We start from the raw sequence: 14,505 nt of genomic DNA on the forward strand, positions 1-14,505 counted from the left end.
ACCGTGCGTGATGCGCTCAACGGGCTATTCGGACCCGGGCGGGTTGGCGGGCGGGTTCGCCGGCACGCCGCCCTCGGTCGGCTGTATTCCGGTCGCGGCATCACCCGCCCCGGGTCCGAATAGCCCGTTGAGCGCATCACGCACGGTGGGGCCGTATCCGACCTTGTCGTTGTACATCATCGCCACCCGGATCAGCCGCGGGTAGGACGAGGCGGCGTCGCTGGCGCCCGGGGAGGCATAGACGGGTTCGACGTACAGCAGCCCGCCCTGGGCCACTGGCAAGGTGAGCAAGTTGCCCCACCTGATCCGGTTCTGGTTATCGCGCCCGATCACGCCCAGGTCCTGCGATACCGCGGGGTCGGTGGTGATCGCGTTGTTGGCCAGCTTGGGACCGTTGACCTGTCCCGGGATGGTCAGCACCGTGATCTTGCCGTACGTAGCGGGATCGGAGCTGGCGCTGATGTAAGCGGCCAGGTAGTCGCGCTTGAACCTGTTCATCGCGCTGATCAACTGGTATGCGGCCGAATTATCGTCTTTGGCAATGTTTTTCGCGACGATGTAGTACGGCGGCTGATAGCTGCTGGCGGTCGGGTTCGGGTCCAGCGGCACGTCCCAGAAGTCGGAGGTGGAAAAGAACGTCACCGGGTCGTTGACGTGGTACTTGGCCAGCAGCATCCGCTGCACCTTGAACAGGTCTTCGGGGTAGCGCAGATGCTCGGCGAGCTCGGACGCGATGTCGCTCTTGGGCTTGACCGTACCGGGGAAGACCTGCATCCACGCCCGCAGCACCGGGTCCCGTTCGTCCTGCTGGTACAGCGTCACGGTGCCGTCGTAGGCATCGACGGTGGCCTTCACCGAATTGCGGATGTAGGAGACCTTCTTGTCGGGGGCCAGCCGGTTGAACGCCACCTCGGTGGAATCGGCGGTCGCCGAGGACAACGACGTCAGCTCGGAGTAGGGATAGTTGTCCAAGGTGGTGTAGCCGTCGATGATCCACACCAGCCGCTTGTTGACGATCGCCGGGTACACCGCGCTGTCAGTGGTGAGCCACGGCGCCACCGCCTCCACCCGCTGCGCCGGATCCCGGTTGAACAAGATCTTGCTGTTGGAACCGATCACGTTGGAGAACAAGAAGTTTCGCTCGGCGAACTTCGCGGCGAATACGGTGCGGGAAATCCAGCTGCCGACCGGGACGCCGCCGCTGCCGGTGTAGGTGTAGTTCTTGGTTTCGGTACTGGTTTCGTAGTCGTATTCCCGGTCTGCGCCCGTCTTTCCGACAATCGCGTAGTCGGCGGACGTGTTGGAGATGACCGGTCCGAAGTAGATCCGCGGCTGGTCCAACTGTGCCGGACCGTCGGACACCACGGTTCCGTTGGCGCCGACGACGTTGACCAGGAACTCGGGGTAACCGCCGTTCTGGTTCGGGTCGTTGGCGATCCCGCGCACGGTGTTGGCCGGCGATGCGATGAATCCATTGCCGTGCGTGTACACCGTGTGCCGGTTGATCCAGTCGCGCTGGTTGTCGATCAGCCGGTCGGGGTTGAGTTCCCGCGCCGCGACGACGTAGTCACGCAGGTTGCCGTTGCGGTCGACGTAGCGGTCGATCGACAGCTGGTCGGGGAAGTAGTAGAAGTTCTTACCCTGCTGGAACTGGGTGAACGCCGGGCTGACGATCGTGGGGTCGAGCAACCGGATGTTCGAGGTCGTGGCGCGGTCGGCAGCGACCTGCTGCGCGGTCGCCTGACCTTCGCCGGTGTAGTTGCGATAAGTCACCACGTCCGACGTCAGGCCATAGGCTTGCCGGGTCGCGGTAATGCTGCGGCTGATGTATTCGCTTTCCTTCTGCGCGGCGTTGGGTTTGACGCTGATCTGCTCGACGATCATCGGCCAGGCGGCACCGACGATCACCGACGACAGCAGCAACAGGGCCAGACCGATAGCCGGAATCCGCAAGTCCCGCAGGGTGATTGCGGAGAACACCGCCGCCGCGCAAATCAACGCGATCGCCATCAGGATCAGCTTCGCCGGCAGGACCGCGTTGATATCGGTGTAGCCGGCACCGGTGAACGGCTTACCGCCACGGCTGTGCGACAGCAGCTCGTAGCGGTCGAACCAATAGGCGACCGCCTTGAGCAGCACCAGCAACCCGACCAGGCTGACCAGTTGGATACGCGCCGAGCGGCTCAGCGCACCCGTCCGACCCGAAAGCCGAATGCCGCCAAAGATGTAGTGCGCCACCAGGTTTGCCACGAACGCCAGGAATACGGCCACGAACAGGTAGCTGAGTACCAGCCGGTAGAACGGCAACTCGAAGGCGTAGAAGCCTAGGTCCTTCCCGAACTGCGGGTCCCTGACGCCGAAATCACCGCCGTGCAAGAACAACTGGATCCGAACCCAGTAGCCTTGCGCGACGACGCCCGCCAGCAGTCCGATCGCCGCCGGCACGCCGATGCCGACCAGCCGCAGCCGAGCCAGCACGAGGGCGCGATAACGCGCCACCGGGTCGTTGTCGTTGCTCGGCACGAAGACCGGCCGGGTGCGGTAGGCCAACCCCAGCCCGGCAAAGACGATGCCGCCGACCAACAGTCCCCCCACCAGGAACACCACGATTCGGGTGACCAGCACGGTGGTGAACACCGACCGGTAGCCCAGTTCGCCGAACCACAGCCAATCGACGTATGCGTCGATCAGGCGTGGACCGGCGAGCAGCACCGCGATGACACCCAACGCGATCAAGATCAGAATCCGGCTACGCCGAGTCAGCTTCGGCATCCGTGCGGACGGCCGCATCCCCACTAGCTACGCTCCCTGCTCGGTTTGGCTGCTGCCAGAGATTTATCTAGTCGGTCACAACTGTACGCATCTCAGAGCGTTAGCAACTTGGCGTCGGGGCCCCGGCAGTCATCGCATGCAACGCGTCCACCGCCTGGCCGAGTGTCTCGACCTTCACCAGCCGCAGACCTTGCGGGGTGTCGGAGGCCGCCTCGTAGCAGTTTTTCGCCGGCACCAGAAACACCGTGGCGCCGGCGGCACGCGCGGCGGCCATCTTGTGCGTGATCCCCCCGATAGCGCCAACCTTGCCGTCAATGCCGATGGTGCCCGTACCCGCGACGAAGGTCGACCCGACCAGGTCACCCGTGGTGAGTTTGTCGATCACCGCAAGACTGAACATCAACCCGGCCGAGGGGCCGCCCACATTGGCGAGGTTGAAATCCACCACGAACGGCGCCCACGGCGCGTCCAGCACCGCCACTCCCATGAAGCCGTAGTCGCGGTCCTTGTTGGTGCCGAGCGTGATCTGCGCGACACCGGCCGGCTCGTTCTTGCGACGGAAGTCGACGGTCACCGACTGGCCGGGCTTGGTGTTCTTCATCAATCCGGTGAACTGCTCGACATTGGTCACCGGCGTGCCGTTGACCGCATCGACAGCGTCACCGGCTTTCAGCTTGCCCGCCGACGGTCCGGGATCGTTGACCGAGGCGACGGTTACCGCTTCCGGATACTTCAGATAACCCAGGGCCGCGTACTCGGCGCTGTCTTCGGAAATCTTGAAGTCGGCGTTGTTGGCCTTGTCGACCTCCTCCCGCGACTTGCCCGGCGGGTAAACGAGATCCCGGGGCACCAGCTGTTCTTGCCCGGAGAGCCACAGTGTTATGGCCTCGCCCAGACTCAGACCGTCACGCTGGGACACCGTCGTCATGTTGAGATGACCCGACGTCGGGTGTGTTTGGGTGCCTTCGATGTCGACTACCTGTTTGCCGTCGACTTCGCCGAGGGTGTCGAACGTGGGGCCGGGTCCCAGCGACACGAATGGCACCGTCACCACCGCGAGCAATACCCCGAACACCACGATCGGCACCAGGGCGACCATCAACGTCAAAATTCGCCTGTTCACGCCGCATAGACTAGACGGACCCTGCCGAAGCCGGTTCAGCTGCGAGCGTGACGGCGGATGGCGCTTTCTTCTTCCCCGATGGGTACCGTTGACCATATGGCTGACCTGCCTTTCGGTTTCTCCTCCGGAGACGACCCCGACCCCGACAAGCGCGGGAAGAACGAACCCGACCCCGGCTCGGGCGCAAACCCGCTGGGCCCGTTCGGTTTCAGCGGGGATTTCGCCATGGCCGACCTGGGTCAGATCTTCACCCGCCTGGGCGAGATGTTCGGCGGTGTCGGCAGCGCGATGACCGCCGGTCAGAGTTCCGGACCGGTCAACTACGCCCTGGCCCGCCAAGTGGCGGCCAGCTCGGTCGGTTTCACAGCGCCCATCCCGGAGGCGACCAACTCCGCCATCTCCGACGCGGTTCACCTGGCGGAGACGTGGCTGGACGGGGCCACCTCACTGCCGGCCGGCACCGCCAAGGCGGTGGGCTGGAGCCCCACCGACTGGGTCGACAACACCCTGGACGTCTGGAAGCGACTCTGCGATCCGATGGCCGAGCAGATCTCCACGGTGTGGGCGTCGTCGCTGCCGGCGGAGGCCAAGAGCATGGCCGGCCCGCTGCTCACGGTGATGTCGCAGATGGGCGGCATCGCGTTCGGTTCGCAGCTGGGTCAGGCACTCGGCCGGTTGTCGCAGGAGGTGCTGACATCGACCGACATCGGCCTGCCGCTGGGGCCTAAGGGAGTGGCCGCGATCCTGCCCGCCGCCGTCGAGGACTTTTCGTCCGGCCTCGAACAACCGCGCAGCGCGATCCTGACCTTCCTGGCCTCCCGTGAGGCCGCCCATCATCGCCTGTTCAGCCATGTCCCCTGGCTGGCCGGGCAGCTGCTGGGCACTGTCGAGGCCTACGCCAAGGGCATGAAGATCGACATGACCGGAATCGAGGAGCTGGCCCGCGACTTCAATCCGGCCACGCTGACCGATCCCGCCGCCATGGAGCGGTTGCTGAGCGAGGGAGTATTCGAACCCAAGGCGACACCGACACAGATCCAGGCGCTCGAGCGGCTCGAGACGCTGCTCGCCCTGATCGAGGGCTGGGTCCAGACAGTGGTGACCGATGCGCTCGGCGAGCGTATTCCGGGCACCGCCGCACTCAGCGAGACCCTGCGCCGCCGCCGAGCCAGCGGCGGTCCCGCCGAACAGACGTTCGCCACCCTGGTCGGGCTGGAGCTACGGCCACGCAAACTGCGGGAGGCCGGCGCGCTGTGGGAGCGCCTAACCCAGGCCGCCGGTGTGGACGCCCGGGACGCGGTGTGGCAACACCCCGACCTGCTGCCCGCGGCCGACGATCTGGACGACCCGGCCGCTTTCATCGACCAGGTCATCGGCGGCGACACCAGCGGCATCGACGAGGCGATCGCCGAACTCGACCGTGAAACCGGCGGCCCGGAGGACTCCGGACCCGGCCCTGTGGATAACTGAACCACCAGCCGAGCCCGGCGTGGCACAGTTTCTGGTCATGCCGCAGGCCGTTCCCACCTTGTATTCGCTCGATCCGGCGATGCCGGTGCTGCTGCGGCCCGACGGTGCCGTGCAAGTGGGCTGGGATCCCCGCCGGGCCGTGCTGGTGCATCCACCCGGCGGCCTGACCGCATCGTCGGTGGCCGCGCTACTGCGGTCCATGCGCTCGCCAACACCGATCACCGAGCTGCAGCGCCAAGCCGTCAGCCAGGGTTTGGTGGACGGCGAGGAGGTGGTGAACCTCGTCAGGCAATTGGTCGGCGCCGGTGTCGCGACCCGCGGGCATCGAGGTTGCCCGGGCCGCGCGGCGTCGATCCGGGTCCACGGTCGCGGACCGTTGTCGGACCTGCTGATGCAGGCTTTGCGCTGCTCGGGGGCGCGGGTCGGGCAGAGCAGCCAACCGCATGCCGCGGTCAGCAGCGGCACGGTGGATTTGGTGGTGCTGTCCGACTATCTGGTAGCCGATCCACGTTTGGTGCGCGATATGCACAACGAGGGCATTGCGCACCTGCTCGTTCGGGTTCGTGACGGCACCGGCCTGGTGGGACCGCTGGTTATCCCGGGCGTGACGAGCTGCCTACGCTGCGCCGATCTGCACCGCAGCGACCTGGACCGCGCGTGGCCGGCAATCGCTGCCCAGCTGCGGGGCACCGTCGGAGTGGCCGACCGAGCGACGTTGCTGGCGACGGCCGCGCTGGCCCTCAGCCAGGTCAACCGGGTGATCGCCGCGGTGCGCGGTGAACAAGCCGACCACGATCCGCCGTCGGCTCTCAACGCCACGCTGGAGTTCGACCTCAACGCCGGCTCCATCGTGGCGCGCCAATGGACCCGGCATCCGTTGTGCTCGTGCTGACTGCGGCCGTGACGGCGTCTAGCCCAGGCGGCCCTGCTCCGGGACGTTCGTGGAGACCGCGGCATAGGCTCTGGCCAAGTCGTCCAGCACGCCTTCGGTCAAGGTGCCGTCTTTGCGGTGCTTGTCCAGCGTTTCGATGATCGCCCTGAATAGGGCGTCGGCGGTGTCGTGCTGCGTTTGTTTTGCTGACATAGCTTTGGCGGTCCACCCTCCAGATGTGGGGATCGATGCGTCACACCGTTGCGACCTGCAAGAGACTACATAGCGGCTGTGCCCGCGGCGATCCGAAAATCCAACCTGTCATCCGGCGAGCCGAAGCCGGGATGCGGGCCGTCGGTTCGGTCCTCAGCCGCCCGGCCCGCCGTGCACGCGCGCCTGGTTGATGCCGGATCAATACCCGGTTGACGCAACCGTCATGGATGATGGGTATGTGTCAGACATCAAACGCGGCCGCGCCGCGCGCAACGCCAAGCTGGCCAGTATTCCGGTCGGCATGGCTGGCCGGGCGGCTCTCGGCTTCGGCAAGCGGCTGACCGGCAAGTCGAAAGACGAGGTCAACGCCGAGCTGATGGAGAAGGCCGCCAACCAGTTGTTCACCGTCCTGGGCGAGCTCAAAGGCGGGGCGATGAAAGTCGGCCAGGCGTTGTCGGTGATGGAAGCAGCCATTCCCGAGCAGTTCGGTGAGCCATATCGCGATGCGCTGACCAAGCTGCAGAAGGATGCCCCGCCGCTGCCCGCGGCCAAGGTCCACCGGGTGCTCGATGCACAGCTGGGCACGAAGTGGCGTGAACGGTTCAGTTCGTTCGACGACACCCCGGTTGCCTCGGCCAGCATCGGCCAGGTGCACAAGGCGGTCTGGTCCGACGGCCGCGAAGTGGCCGTCAAGATTCAGTACCCGGGTGCCGACGAGGCCCTGCGGGCCGATCTGAAGACCATGCAGCGCATGGTCGGCGTGCTCAAGCAGCTGTCGCCGGGCGCCGATGTCCAAGGTGTCGTCGACGAACTGATCGAACGCACCGAGATGGAGCTCGACTACCGGTTGGAGGCCGACAACCAGCGGGCTTTTGCCAAGGCGTACCACGACCACCCACACTTCGCGGTGCCGCGGGTGGTGGCCAGCGCACCCAAGGTGGTGATCCAGGAGTGGATCGACGGGGTGCCGATGTCGGCGATCATCCGCAATGGCAACCAGGAACAGCGCGACCTGATCGGGACCCGGCTGATAGAGCTCACCTTCGACGCCCCACGCCGGCTCGGGATGCTGCACGGTGACGCCCACCCCGGGAACTTCATGCTGCTGCCGGACGGTCGAATGGGCGTCATCGACTTCGGCGCCGTGGCACCATTGCCCGGCGGCTACCCCATAGAGCTGGGGATGACGATCCGGTTGGCCCGGGACAAGAATTACGACCTGCTGTTGCCGACCATGGAGAAGGCCGGTTTCATCCAGCAGGGACAGCAGGTCTCGGTCCGGGAGATCGACGAGATGCTGCGCCAGTACGTCGAACCCATCGAAGTCGACGTCTTCCACTACACCCGCAAGTGGCTGCAGCGGATGACCGTGAGTCAGTTCGACCGATCGGTCGCGCAGATCAAGGTCGCCCGGCAGATGGACCTGCCGGCCAAGCTGGCGATTCCAATGCGGGTCATCGCCTCAGTGGCCGCGATCCTCTGCCAGCTGGATGCGCATGTGCCGATCAAGTCGCTGACCGAGGAGCTGATTCCCGGCTTCGCCGAGCCGGATACGGCTGTGGTCTGATACGCGTTCGAGCCGAGCAGACGGCGCAGCCATGGCCGGCGGCAGCCTTGCGCCTCGCCCGGTAAGGGCGGACATGTCTCCACAAGGCCGGGCCCGGCTCTCGGTGAGCCGGGCCCGGGCCACCTAAGCGGCGACCTTGCGGGGACGCCCCCGCGGACGCTTGCGGCTCACGATCGTGCCGCGCTCGAAAATCTCGCCGCCCCAAACGCCCCATGGCTCGGCACGGTCCAGCGCGGCCGCCAAACATTGGCGCCGGACCGGGCAGCCGGTGCACAGTGTCTTGGCGCGCTCGAGATCAGCTGGGGTGTCGGCAAACCATAGGTCGGGATTACCCACGTGGCATGGCAACGCCGGCAGCCGATTATTGGGGACTGTCAGTGCCGACATGTCCTGGCTCACCTGCTTCCTGGTCTTGGGGCTGTCTTTCGAAGGTGATCCGGACCAGGTGAGAGAGGTTGGCCCCCAACAAATTTGGCCACGGATCCTGGTGACTTGGGTCCGTGGCCATTCGGCGAATCTGGGGCTGTTACGCAGTGTCTACGTTGGGCTCCAATCCACGGACGCGTCAGTCGCGGTGGCGGCGCGGTGCTTAGCCGCTGCCGCCGGTGCGGCGGCGGCATGAGGGGTTCCCGCGGTTGACGCCGCGGCAGCCACGCTCGCACCGAACACACTGATGTCGAGCATCGTGGCCACCCTCCTCTCGTGCCGTTTGCCGATTTGCCAGCCTTCAACGCCGGCAGCGATGTGCGTTTCGAGGGTAATCGGTCACGGCTGCCGATGACAACCGATTTTCTGACCTGCGGTTTCGTTACTCAGCGAGCCTGCCTGACCATGTCGAGCACGTCGGCTCCGTACTGTTCCAGCTTTCGGGCACCGATACCCGGAATGGCGATGAGCGCCTCGTCGTCGTCGGGGCGCAGCTCGGCGATCGCGATGAGTGTGTTGTCGGTGAAGACGACGTAGGCCGGCACGTTCTGTTCCTTGGCGATGTTCAGCCGCCACGACTTCAGCTGCAGCAGCAACTCCTCGTCGACGTCGCCGGCACATGTTTCACATCGCCGGAGCATGACGGCTGCCGGGGTGGTCAGCTCCTTGTTGCAGACCCGGCAGCGGGCGGTGGCCCGGTTGCGACGGGCTTTGCCCGGTCCCGGTTCGGCACGCGTCTGCGGCGCAATGCCGTTGAGGAACCGTGACGGCTTACGGCTCTGGCGACCGCCCGACGCCCGGGCCAGCGCCCAGCTCAAGGCCAAATGCACTCGGGCCCTGGTGATTCCGACATAAAGCAGGCGACGCTCTTCCTCGACCGGCTCACTGTCGGGGCCGTGTGCCAACGCATGCGAGATGGGTAATGTACCGTCGGCCAATCCGACCAGAAACACTGCATCCCACTCCAGGCCCTTGGCCGCATGCAGCGAGGCCAGCGTGACACCCTGCACCACCGGCGGATGCCGCGCGTCGGCTCGCGCCCGAAGCTCGGCCAGCAGTCCCGGAAGCTGTAAATGCGGACGCTGCGCCACCTCGTCGTCGACCAATTGCGCCAAAGCGGTGAGTCCCTCCCAGCGTTCCCGGGCGCGGGCACCCACCGGCTCGTGTGCCGTCAACCCCAGCGGTTCCAGAACGCCGCGGACCGCGTCGGGCAATGCAGCGTCGGTACCCCGTTCGGCGGCACGCTGTAACGCCACCAGCGCCTGCTTGATCTCCTGACGGTCGAAGAACCCTTCTCCGCCGCGAACCTGATAGGCGATGCCCGCTTCGGTCAGCGCTTCCTCGTAGACCTCGGACTGTGCGTTGACGCGGTACAGAATCGCGATTTCCGAAGGCGCAGTACCGGATTCGATCAGCCGGCCGATCGACGCCGTCACCGCGGCAGCCTCGGCGGGTTCGTCGGGATACTCCTGGAACGAGGGCGACGGACCGGGTTCGCGCTGGCCGGATAACCGCAACTTGCTGCCCGCGACCCGGCCCCGAGCGGCTTCGATCACCCGGTTGGCCAGCGACACGACCTGCGGAGTGGACCGGTAGTCCCGCTCCAGCCGCACCACCGTGGCGTCGGGGAACCTGCGCGAGAAGTCGAGCAGGAAGCGTGGGGAGGCTCCGGTGAATGAGTAGATGGTCTGATTGGCGTCGCCGACGACGGTCAGATCGTCGCGATCCCCCAACCAGGCCGACAGCACCCGCTGCTGCAGCGGTGTGACGTCCTGGTATTCGTCGACAACGAAGCAGCGGTAGCGGTCCCGGAATTCCTCGGCCACCGCGGCGTCATTTTCGATAGCGGCCGCGGTGTGCAGCAGCAGGTCATCGAAATCCAGCAGGGTGACACTGTCGTCGCGAACTTTGAGGGATTCGTATTCGGAGTAGACCGCCGCGATGCGTGCGGCGTCCAACGGGGTGTCGCGGCGCACCGCCGCCACCGCGGTCGGGTAATCCTCGGGACCGATCAGCGAGGCTTTGGCCCACTCGATTTCGCCCGCGAGATCCCGGACGTCATCGGTGCTGGCCTGGAGCCTGGCGCGGCTGGCCGCGCGGGCCACGACGGGGAACTTGGTGTCCAGCAACTGCCAGCCGATGTCACCAACCACGCGTGGCCAGAAATACCGCAGCTGGCGATGCGCCGCCGCGTGAAACGTCAGCGCCTGCACCGCGCCGACGCGCGAACCGACCTGCGCGGCGGCGCCCAGCGCACGCCACCGGGCGCGCATCTCCCCCGCTGCGCGCTGCGTGAACGTCACGGCCAGTACTTGACCGGCAGCGACATGACCACTGCCGACCAGGTGGGCGATCCGGTGCGTAATGGTGCGCGTCTTCCCGGTTCCGGCTCCGGCGAGCACGCAGACCGGTCCGCGTGGAGCCAATACGGCTTGGCGCTGCTCGTCGTCCAGTGCGGCGGTCAGTGCGTCTGCGACCATCGGCATAGCGTCCATCTTGGCAGCGGCGGCCGACAAGCCGGGCGTTTCGACGCGCCGCGGCCTGCGTCGTTGCCGGGTCCTCCCAGGGCTGCCCGGGTAAGCCTCGCTTCGGCCCACCCCATGGCCCAGTCCATGGCCCGCATGCTTGTCGGGCTACGTTTACCTGCTATGACCAACGCTGCGCTCACCATCTACACGACGTCATGGTGTGGCTACTGTTTCCGGCTCAAGACGGCGCTCAAGACAGAGGGAATCACGTACGACGAGGTCGACATCGAGCACGACAGCGCGGCTGCGGAGTTTGTTGCCTCGGTCAACGGCGGCAACAGGACGGTCCCGACGGTCAGGTTTGCCGACGGCTCAACGCTGACCAACCCGAGCGCAAACGTGGTCAAAGCCAAGCTGGCAGAAGTCGGCGGCTGAGGCGGCCCGGTGTCGGCCGTTCGGCCGGCGCGCCCAGACACGGCCCCGTCGCCTGGGCAAAGGTGCCCAACAAGAGGTCCGGTCGCCCGTACGATACGAGTTACGGCGTCGACCTCCGGGCATAACTCGCCGGCACCATAAGCGCCACCCAACCGCGGACGGCGGTCCGCAGAAAACGGCTATCAACGATGAGGCCAACCGGCTCAACCCGCTCGAGCGTGACATATCTGGCGCTCCGGCTGAAGCGGCACGCGGCAGACATTCGCGCCGCCCTGGCCGGCGCGGGCAGGTCGATTTTTATCATCTGCACTGCGCTACTCGTGATCACGGCGTGCTCGCACAAAGGCACGTCAGCGAAGCCGAGCACCGCCACCACCACCACGGCGCAATCGGGTGCCGATGCATTGATCATCGGCATCGAAGAGGTACGGCGTATCGCCAATTACGAGGAACTGACCGCACATTCACGCGCGGACTTGCGTCATCCGCCGCCAGGCGACCTGAACGCACCGGGCCCTTGCCGGGCGGCCGGGACCAGTGATCTCACCTTCGCGGGCGGCTGGATAGAGTTCCGGAGTGCCGGCTACAGCGGCGTCACCGACGAAATTCGTCCCGGCGGCATGGCTCTGGTGGATTCGGTCAGTCAAGCCGTTGCCATCTACCCGGACGCGCATGCAGCGCGCGCAGCGCTCGACCAGCTGGAAGCTTCGCTGAACGCGTGCATGGCATTGCATGACCCCAAGTACACGTTCAACGTGGACAAGCCAGACCCCGCCACGCTGCGAATCACCGACCAAGGCTGGAGCCACCTGTATCGCGTCAAGAACGCGGTGTTGATGTCTGTTGGGGTATTGGGCATTGAACCGGCTGAACGGATCGCCAATACCGTGCTTGACGCGATCTGCGATCGCGTCAAGTAGTTGATCGCGGCAGTTCAGTCGCGCGCCGCCGCCCAGGATTCGATGATGATGCGGGCAATCGAGACGGACCCCGGTAGCCGCAATTTCGACTCCGATGCGGTGGTTGTCCAGTCGCCCGCTTCCAGCGCCGCGCGCACTTCGTCGCGGTTGAACCAGCCGGCCTCGGCGATCTCGCCGTCGTGGAATGAAAAATCTTGATCCGGGTCGGCTACGGCATGGAAGCCCACCATCAGCGAGCGTGGGAACGGCCAGGGTTGGCTGCCCAGGTAGCGCACGTCACGGACGGTCAGACCGATTTCCTCACGGATCTCGCGGGCCACGCATCCCTCGAACGATTCACCCGCCTCGACGAAGCCCGCCAGCAGCGAGAACATCCGCGGCGGCCATGCCGCTTGGCGGGCCAGTACCGCGCGATCACCGCCGTCGTGAACCAGGCAGATCACCGCTGCGTCGATACGGGGAAACTCCTCGCGACCGGTGATCAGGCTGACGCGTGACCATCCGGCCCGGGCGGGTTTGGTCGGGGTGCCGTCGACCGGGCTGAATCGCGCGGTGTCATGCCAGTTCAATAACGCCAATGCCGACGACACCAATTGGCTGCTGGTGTCATCGATGATCTTGCCGAGCCTACGAAGGTCCACCACTTCGGCCTCCACACCCAGATTCTCGGGGGCCTCCAGTGCGCCCCTGATCGCCCAGACGTGGCGATCACCCGCGATGCGACCCAGGAACACCGCCTGCGGCGGTGGCTTGTCGCCCAGCGCGGCCGCCGGACCCAGCACCGCTCGGCCGTCGGCAACCAGGACCTGGTTGCGCGAATCCACCCGCAGTAGCGCCGCATCGGCCCAGCCGGCAGCCGCGGCGTCGACATCGGTCCGCAAGTGGTCGGCTCGGTCCGCGCCGATGCGCGACAGGAATGGAACGTCCCGCAGCCGGAAGTCCACGCTAGGCCCTAATGCCCACGTGGCGACCCGCCGCGCCCGGCTCCGCCAAGCTTGCGATCGCCACGCAACCCCCCACGTGGCGACCCGCCGCGCCCGGCTCCGCCGAGCTTGCGATCGCCACGCAACCCCCCACGTGGCGACCCGCCGCGCCCGGCTCCGCCGAGCTTGCGATCGCCACTAGTGCCCCGTGTTGCGGACGTAGAGCAGACGGTCGTCGGCCTCAATGGCGTCCACCTCGGGTGCTCCGATACGCAACAGTTGTCCGTTGCGAACGACGCCGAGCACTATGTCCCCTAGATGCCGCGGAGAACCGCCGACTTCACTCGGCTCCACCTCGCGTTCGGCAATCGCCAGCCCGGTGTCCGGCGTCAACAGATCCTCGATCATCTGCACGACGCTGGGTGTGGTGGTGGCAAGGCCAAGCAATCGGCCCGCCGTCTCGGAGGAAACCACCACCGAGTCCGCCCCCGATTGCTCGAGCAGATGCTGGTTTTCGGCCTCCCGGATAGAAGCCACGATCTTGGCCTTAGGCGAGATCTCGCGGGCGGTCAAAGTGACCAACGCCGCAGTGTCGTCACGGCTCGCGGCAACGATGATCGAGGCCGCGTGCTGAGCACCGGCCAACCGCAGCACGTCGGATTTGGTGGCGTCGCCATGTACAGTGACCAACCCCGCCGCCGCCGCGCGGTCGAGGGCCGCCCGGTCGGTGTCGACGACGACAATCTCACCGGGGACCACCTCGTCGCCGAGCATCGCGGTAATCGCTGTTTTGCCTTTGGTCCCATAGCCGATGACGACGGTGTGGTTGCGCACTCTTTTCCTCCAACGCTGGATCTTCAGTGCTTGCCGGGACGTCTCCGTGACCACCTCGAGCGTCGTCCCGACCAACAGGATCAGGAACGCGATGCGCAGCGGTGTGATGATCAAGACGTTGGTCGCACGCGCGAATTCCGAAATGGGTGTGATGTCGCCATAACCGGTCGTCGACAACGTCACCGCCGAGTAATACAGGCAATCCAAAAACGTCAGTTCGTCGCCCTGCGAGTCGTGGTATCCGTCCCGATCGACGTAGACGGTAATGGCGCCGACCAACAACGCCGCCAAGGCAATAGCCACTCGGCGGGTAATGATGCGCGCGGGACTGGCCCGACCCGAAGGAATGCGCAACACGCCGACGAGCGCGTAACTGGGCTGGACCGTCAACCTCTCGTCGAGACGCCTCAGCCGCCGCCAACTACCTTTTGCCACGGGAATCCGTCATCGGCTGATCCCAAAGCACGACACAGGCACGAGAAA

At 65.9% G+C, this 14,505-nt stretch carries 11 protein-coding genes and 1 pseudogene; 5 read left to right on the forward strand and 7 right to left on the reverse strand.

Annotation, left to right across the window (positions count from 1 at the left end; genetic code table 11):
- Positions 1-27: 27 nt before the first annotated feature.
- Together CDN38_RS07070 and CDN38_RS07075 are read right to left on the reverse strand one after the other, a co-directional pair.
- Positions 28-2,796: pseudogene (locus CDN38_RS07070) on the reverse strand (UPF0182 family protein); the annotation flags it as partial.
- Between the two features lie 76 nt (positions 2,797-2,872).
- Positions 2,873-3,895, reverse strand: coding sequence for a YlbL family protein (locus CDN38_RS07075; protein WP_075511042.1), 1,023 nt, complete (start codon positions 3,893-3,895; stop codon positions 2,873-2,875).
- 78 nt (positions 3,896-3,973) lie between these two features.
- Between CDN38_RS07075 and CDN38_RS07080 the strand changes: the two genes are divergently transcribed.
- Together CDN38_RS07080 and CDN38_RS07085 are read left to right on the forward strand one after the other, a co-directional pair.
- The gene (locus CDN38_RS07080; protein WP_099318872.1) at positions 3,974-5,365 is read left to right on the forward strand and encodes a zinc-dependent metalloprotease; all 1,392 of its coding nucleotides are present in this window, start codon (positions 3,974-3,976) and stop codon (positions 5,363-5,365) included.
- Between the two features lie 37 nt (positions 5,366-5,402).
- The gene (locus CDN38_RS07085; protein WP_075511089.1) at positions 5,403-6,257 is read left to right on the forward strand and encodes a TOMM precursor leader peptide-binding protein; all 855 of its coding nucleotides are present in this window, start codon (positions 5,403-5,405) and stop codon (positions 6,255-6,257) included.
- An 18-nt stretch (positions 6,258-6,275) separates the two neighbouring features.
- On the opposite strand, the gene CDN38_RS07090 is transcribed toward CDN38_RS07085, so the two are convergent.
- Positions 6,276-6,449, reverse strand: a complete 174-nt coding sequence (locus CDN38_RS07090; protein WP_023371764.1) for a hypothetical protein — start codon at positions 6,447-6,449, stop codon at positions 6,276-6,278.
- 223 nt (positions 6,450-6,672) lie between these two features.
- Here CDN38_RS07090 and CDN38_RS07095 point away from each other — a divergent pair, with 223 nt between their 5' ends.
- On the forward strand, positions 6,673-8,016 hold the full coding sequence (locus CDN38_RS07095) for a macrolide-binding ATPase MABP-1 (RefSeq protein ID WP_075511044.1): 1,344 nt from the start codon (positions 6,673-6,675) through the stop codon (positions 8,014-8,016).
- A 123-nt stretch (positions 8,017-8,139) separates the two neighbouring features.
- On the opposite strand, the gene CDN38_RS07100 is transcribed toward CDN38_RS07095, so the two are convergent.
- Together CDN38_RS07100 and CDN38_RS07105 are read right to left on the reverse strand one after the other, a co-directional pair.
- On the reverse strand, positions 8,140-8,403 hold the full coding sequence (locus tag CDN38_RS07100) for a WhiB family transcriptional regulator (protein ID WP_075511090.1): 264 nt from the start codon (positions 8,401-8,403) through the stop codon (positions 8,140-8,142).
- A gap of 425 nt (positions 8,404-8,828) precedes the next feature.
- Positions 8,829-10,928: an ATP-dependent DNA helicase UvrD2 gene (locus CDN38_RS07105; RefSeq protein WP_161951639.1), complete on the reverse strand. Its 2,100-nt coding sequence runs from the start codon at positions 10,926-10,928 to the stop codon at positions 8,829-8,831.
- Positions 10,929-11,090: 162 nt separating this feature from the next.
- On the opposite strand from CDN38_RS07105, the gene mrx1 reads away from it, so the two are divergent.
- Positions 11,091-11,345 carry a mycoredoxin Mrx1 gene (gene mrx1 / locus CDN38_RS07110; protein WP_075511046.1) on the forward strand — a complete coding sequence of 85 codons (255 nt, stop codon included), beginning with the start codon at positions 11,091-11,093 and terminating at the stop codon, positions 11,343-11,345.
- 227 nt (positions 11,346-11,572) lie between these two features.
- Complete coding sequence (locus CDN38_RS07115) at positions 11,573-12,265, forward strand: sensor domain-containing protein (RefSeq protein ID WP_075511091.1); 693 nt, start codon at positions 11,573-11,575, stop codon at positions 12,263-12,265.
- Positions 12,266-12,279: 14 nt separating this feature from the next.
- Here the strand turns inward: CDN38_RS07115 and nudC are convergent, their stop codons facing one another.
- On the reverse strand, positions 12,280-13,209 hold the full coding sequence (gene nudC, locus CDN38_RS07120; RefSeq protein WP_075511047.1) for an NAD(+) diphosphatase: 930 nt from the start codon (positions 13,207-13,209) through the stop codon (positions 12,280-12,282).
- A gap of 177 nt (positions 13,210-13,386) precedes the next feature.
- Positions 13,387-14,457: a potassium channel family protein gene (locus CDN38_RS07130; RefSeq protein WP_075511049.1), complete on the reverse strand. Its 1,071-nt coding sequence runs from the start codon at positions 14,455-14,457 to the stop codon at positions 13,387-13,389.
- Between the last annotated feature and the right edge of the window lie 48 nt (positions 14,458-14,505).

It is taken from the genome of Mycobacterium ostraviense (assembly GCF_002705925.1).
Taxonomy (GTDB): Bacteria; Actinomycetota; Actinomycetes; order Mycobacteriales; family Mycobacteriaceae; genus Mycobacterium; species Mycobacterium ostraviense.

Excerpts from the sequence above, each read along its gene's own strand:
- CDN38_RS07080 (WP_099318872.1), top strand. The coding sequence starts at position 3,974 with ATGGGTACCGTTGACCATATGGCTGACCTGCCTTTCGGTTTCTCCTCC.
- CDN38_RS07095 (WP_075511044.1), top strand. The coding sequence starts at position 6,673 with ATGGATGATGGGTATGTGTCAGACATCAAACGCGGCCGCGCCGCGCGC.
- CDN38_RS07090 (WP_023371764.1), bottom strand. The coding sequence starts at position 6,449 with ATGTCAGCAAAACAAACGCAGCACGACACCGCCGACGCCCTATTCAGG.
- mrx1 (WP_075511046.1), top strand. The coding sequence starts at position 11,091 with ATGACCAACGCTGCGCTCACCATCTACACGACGTCATGGTGTGGCTAC.
- CDN38_RS07085 (WP_075511089.1), top strand. The coding sequence starts at position 5,403 with ATGCCGCAGGCCGTTCCCACCTTGTATTCGCTCGATCCGGCGATGCCG.
- CDN38_RS07100 (WP_075511090.1), bottom strand. The coding sequence starts at position 8,403 with ATGTCGGCACTGACAGTCCCCAATAATCGGCTGCCGGCGTTGCCATGC.
- CDN38_RS07105 (WP_161951639.1), bottom strand. The coding sequence starts at position 10,928 with ATGCCGATGGTCGCAGACGCACTGACCGCCGCACTGGACGACGAGCAG.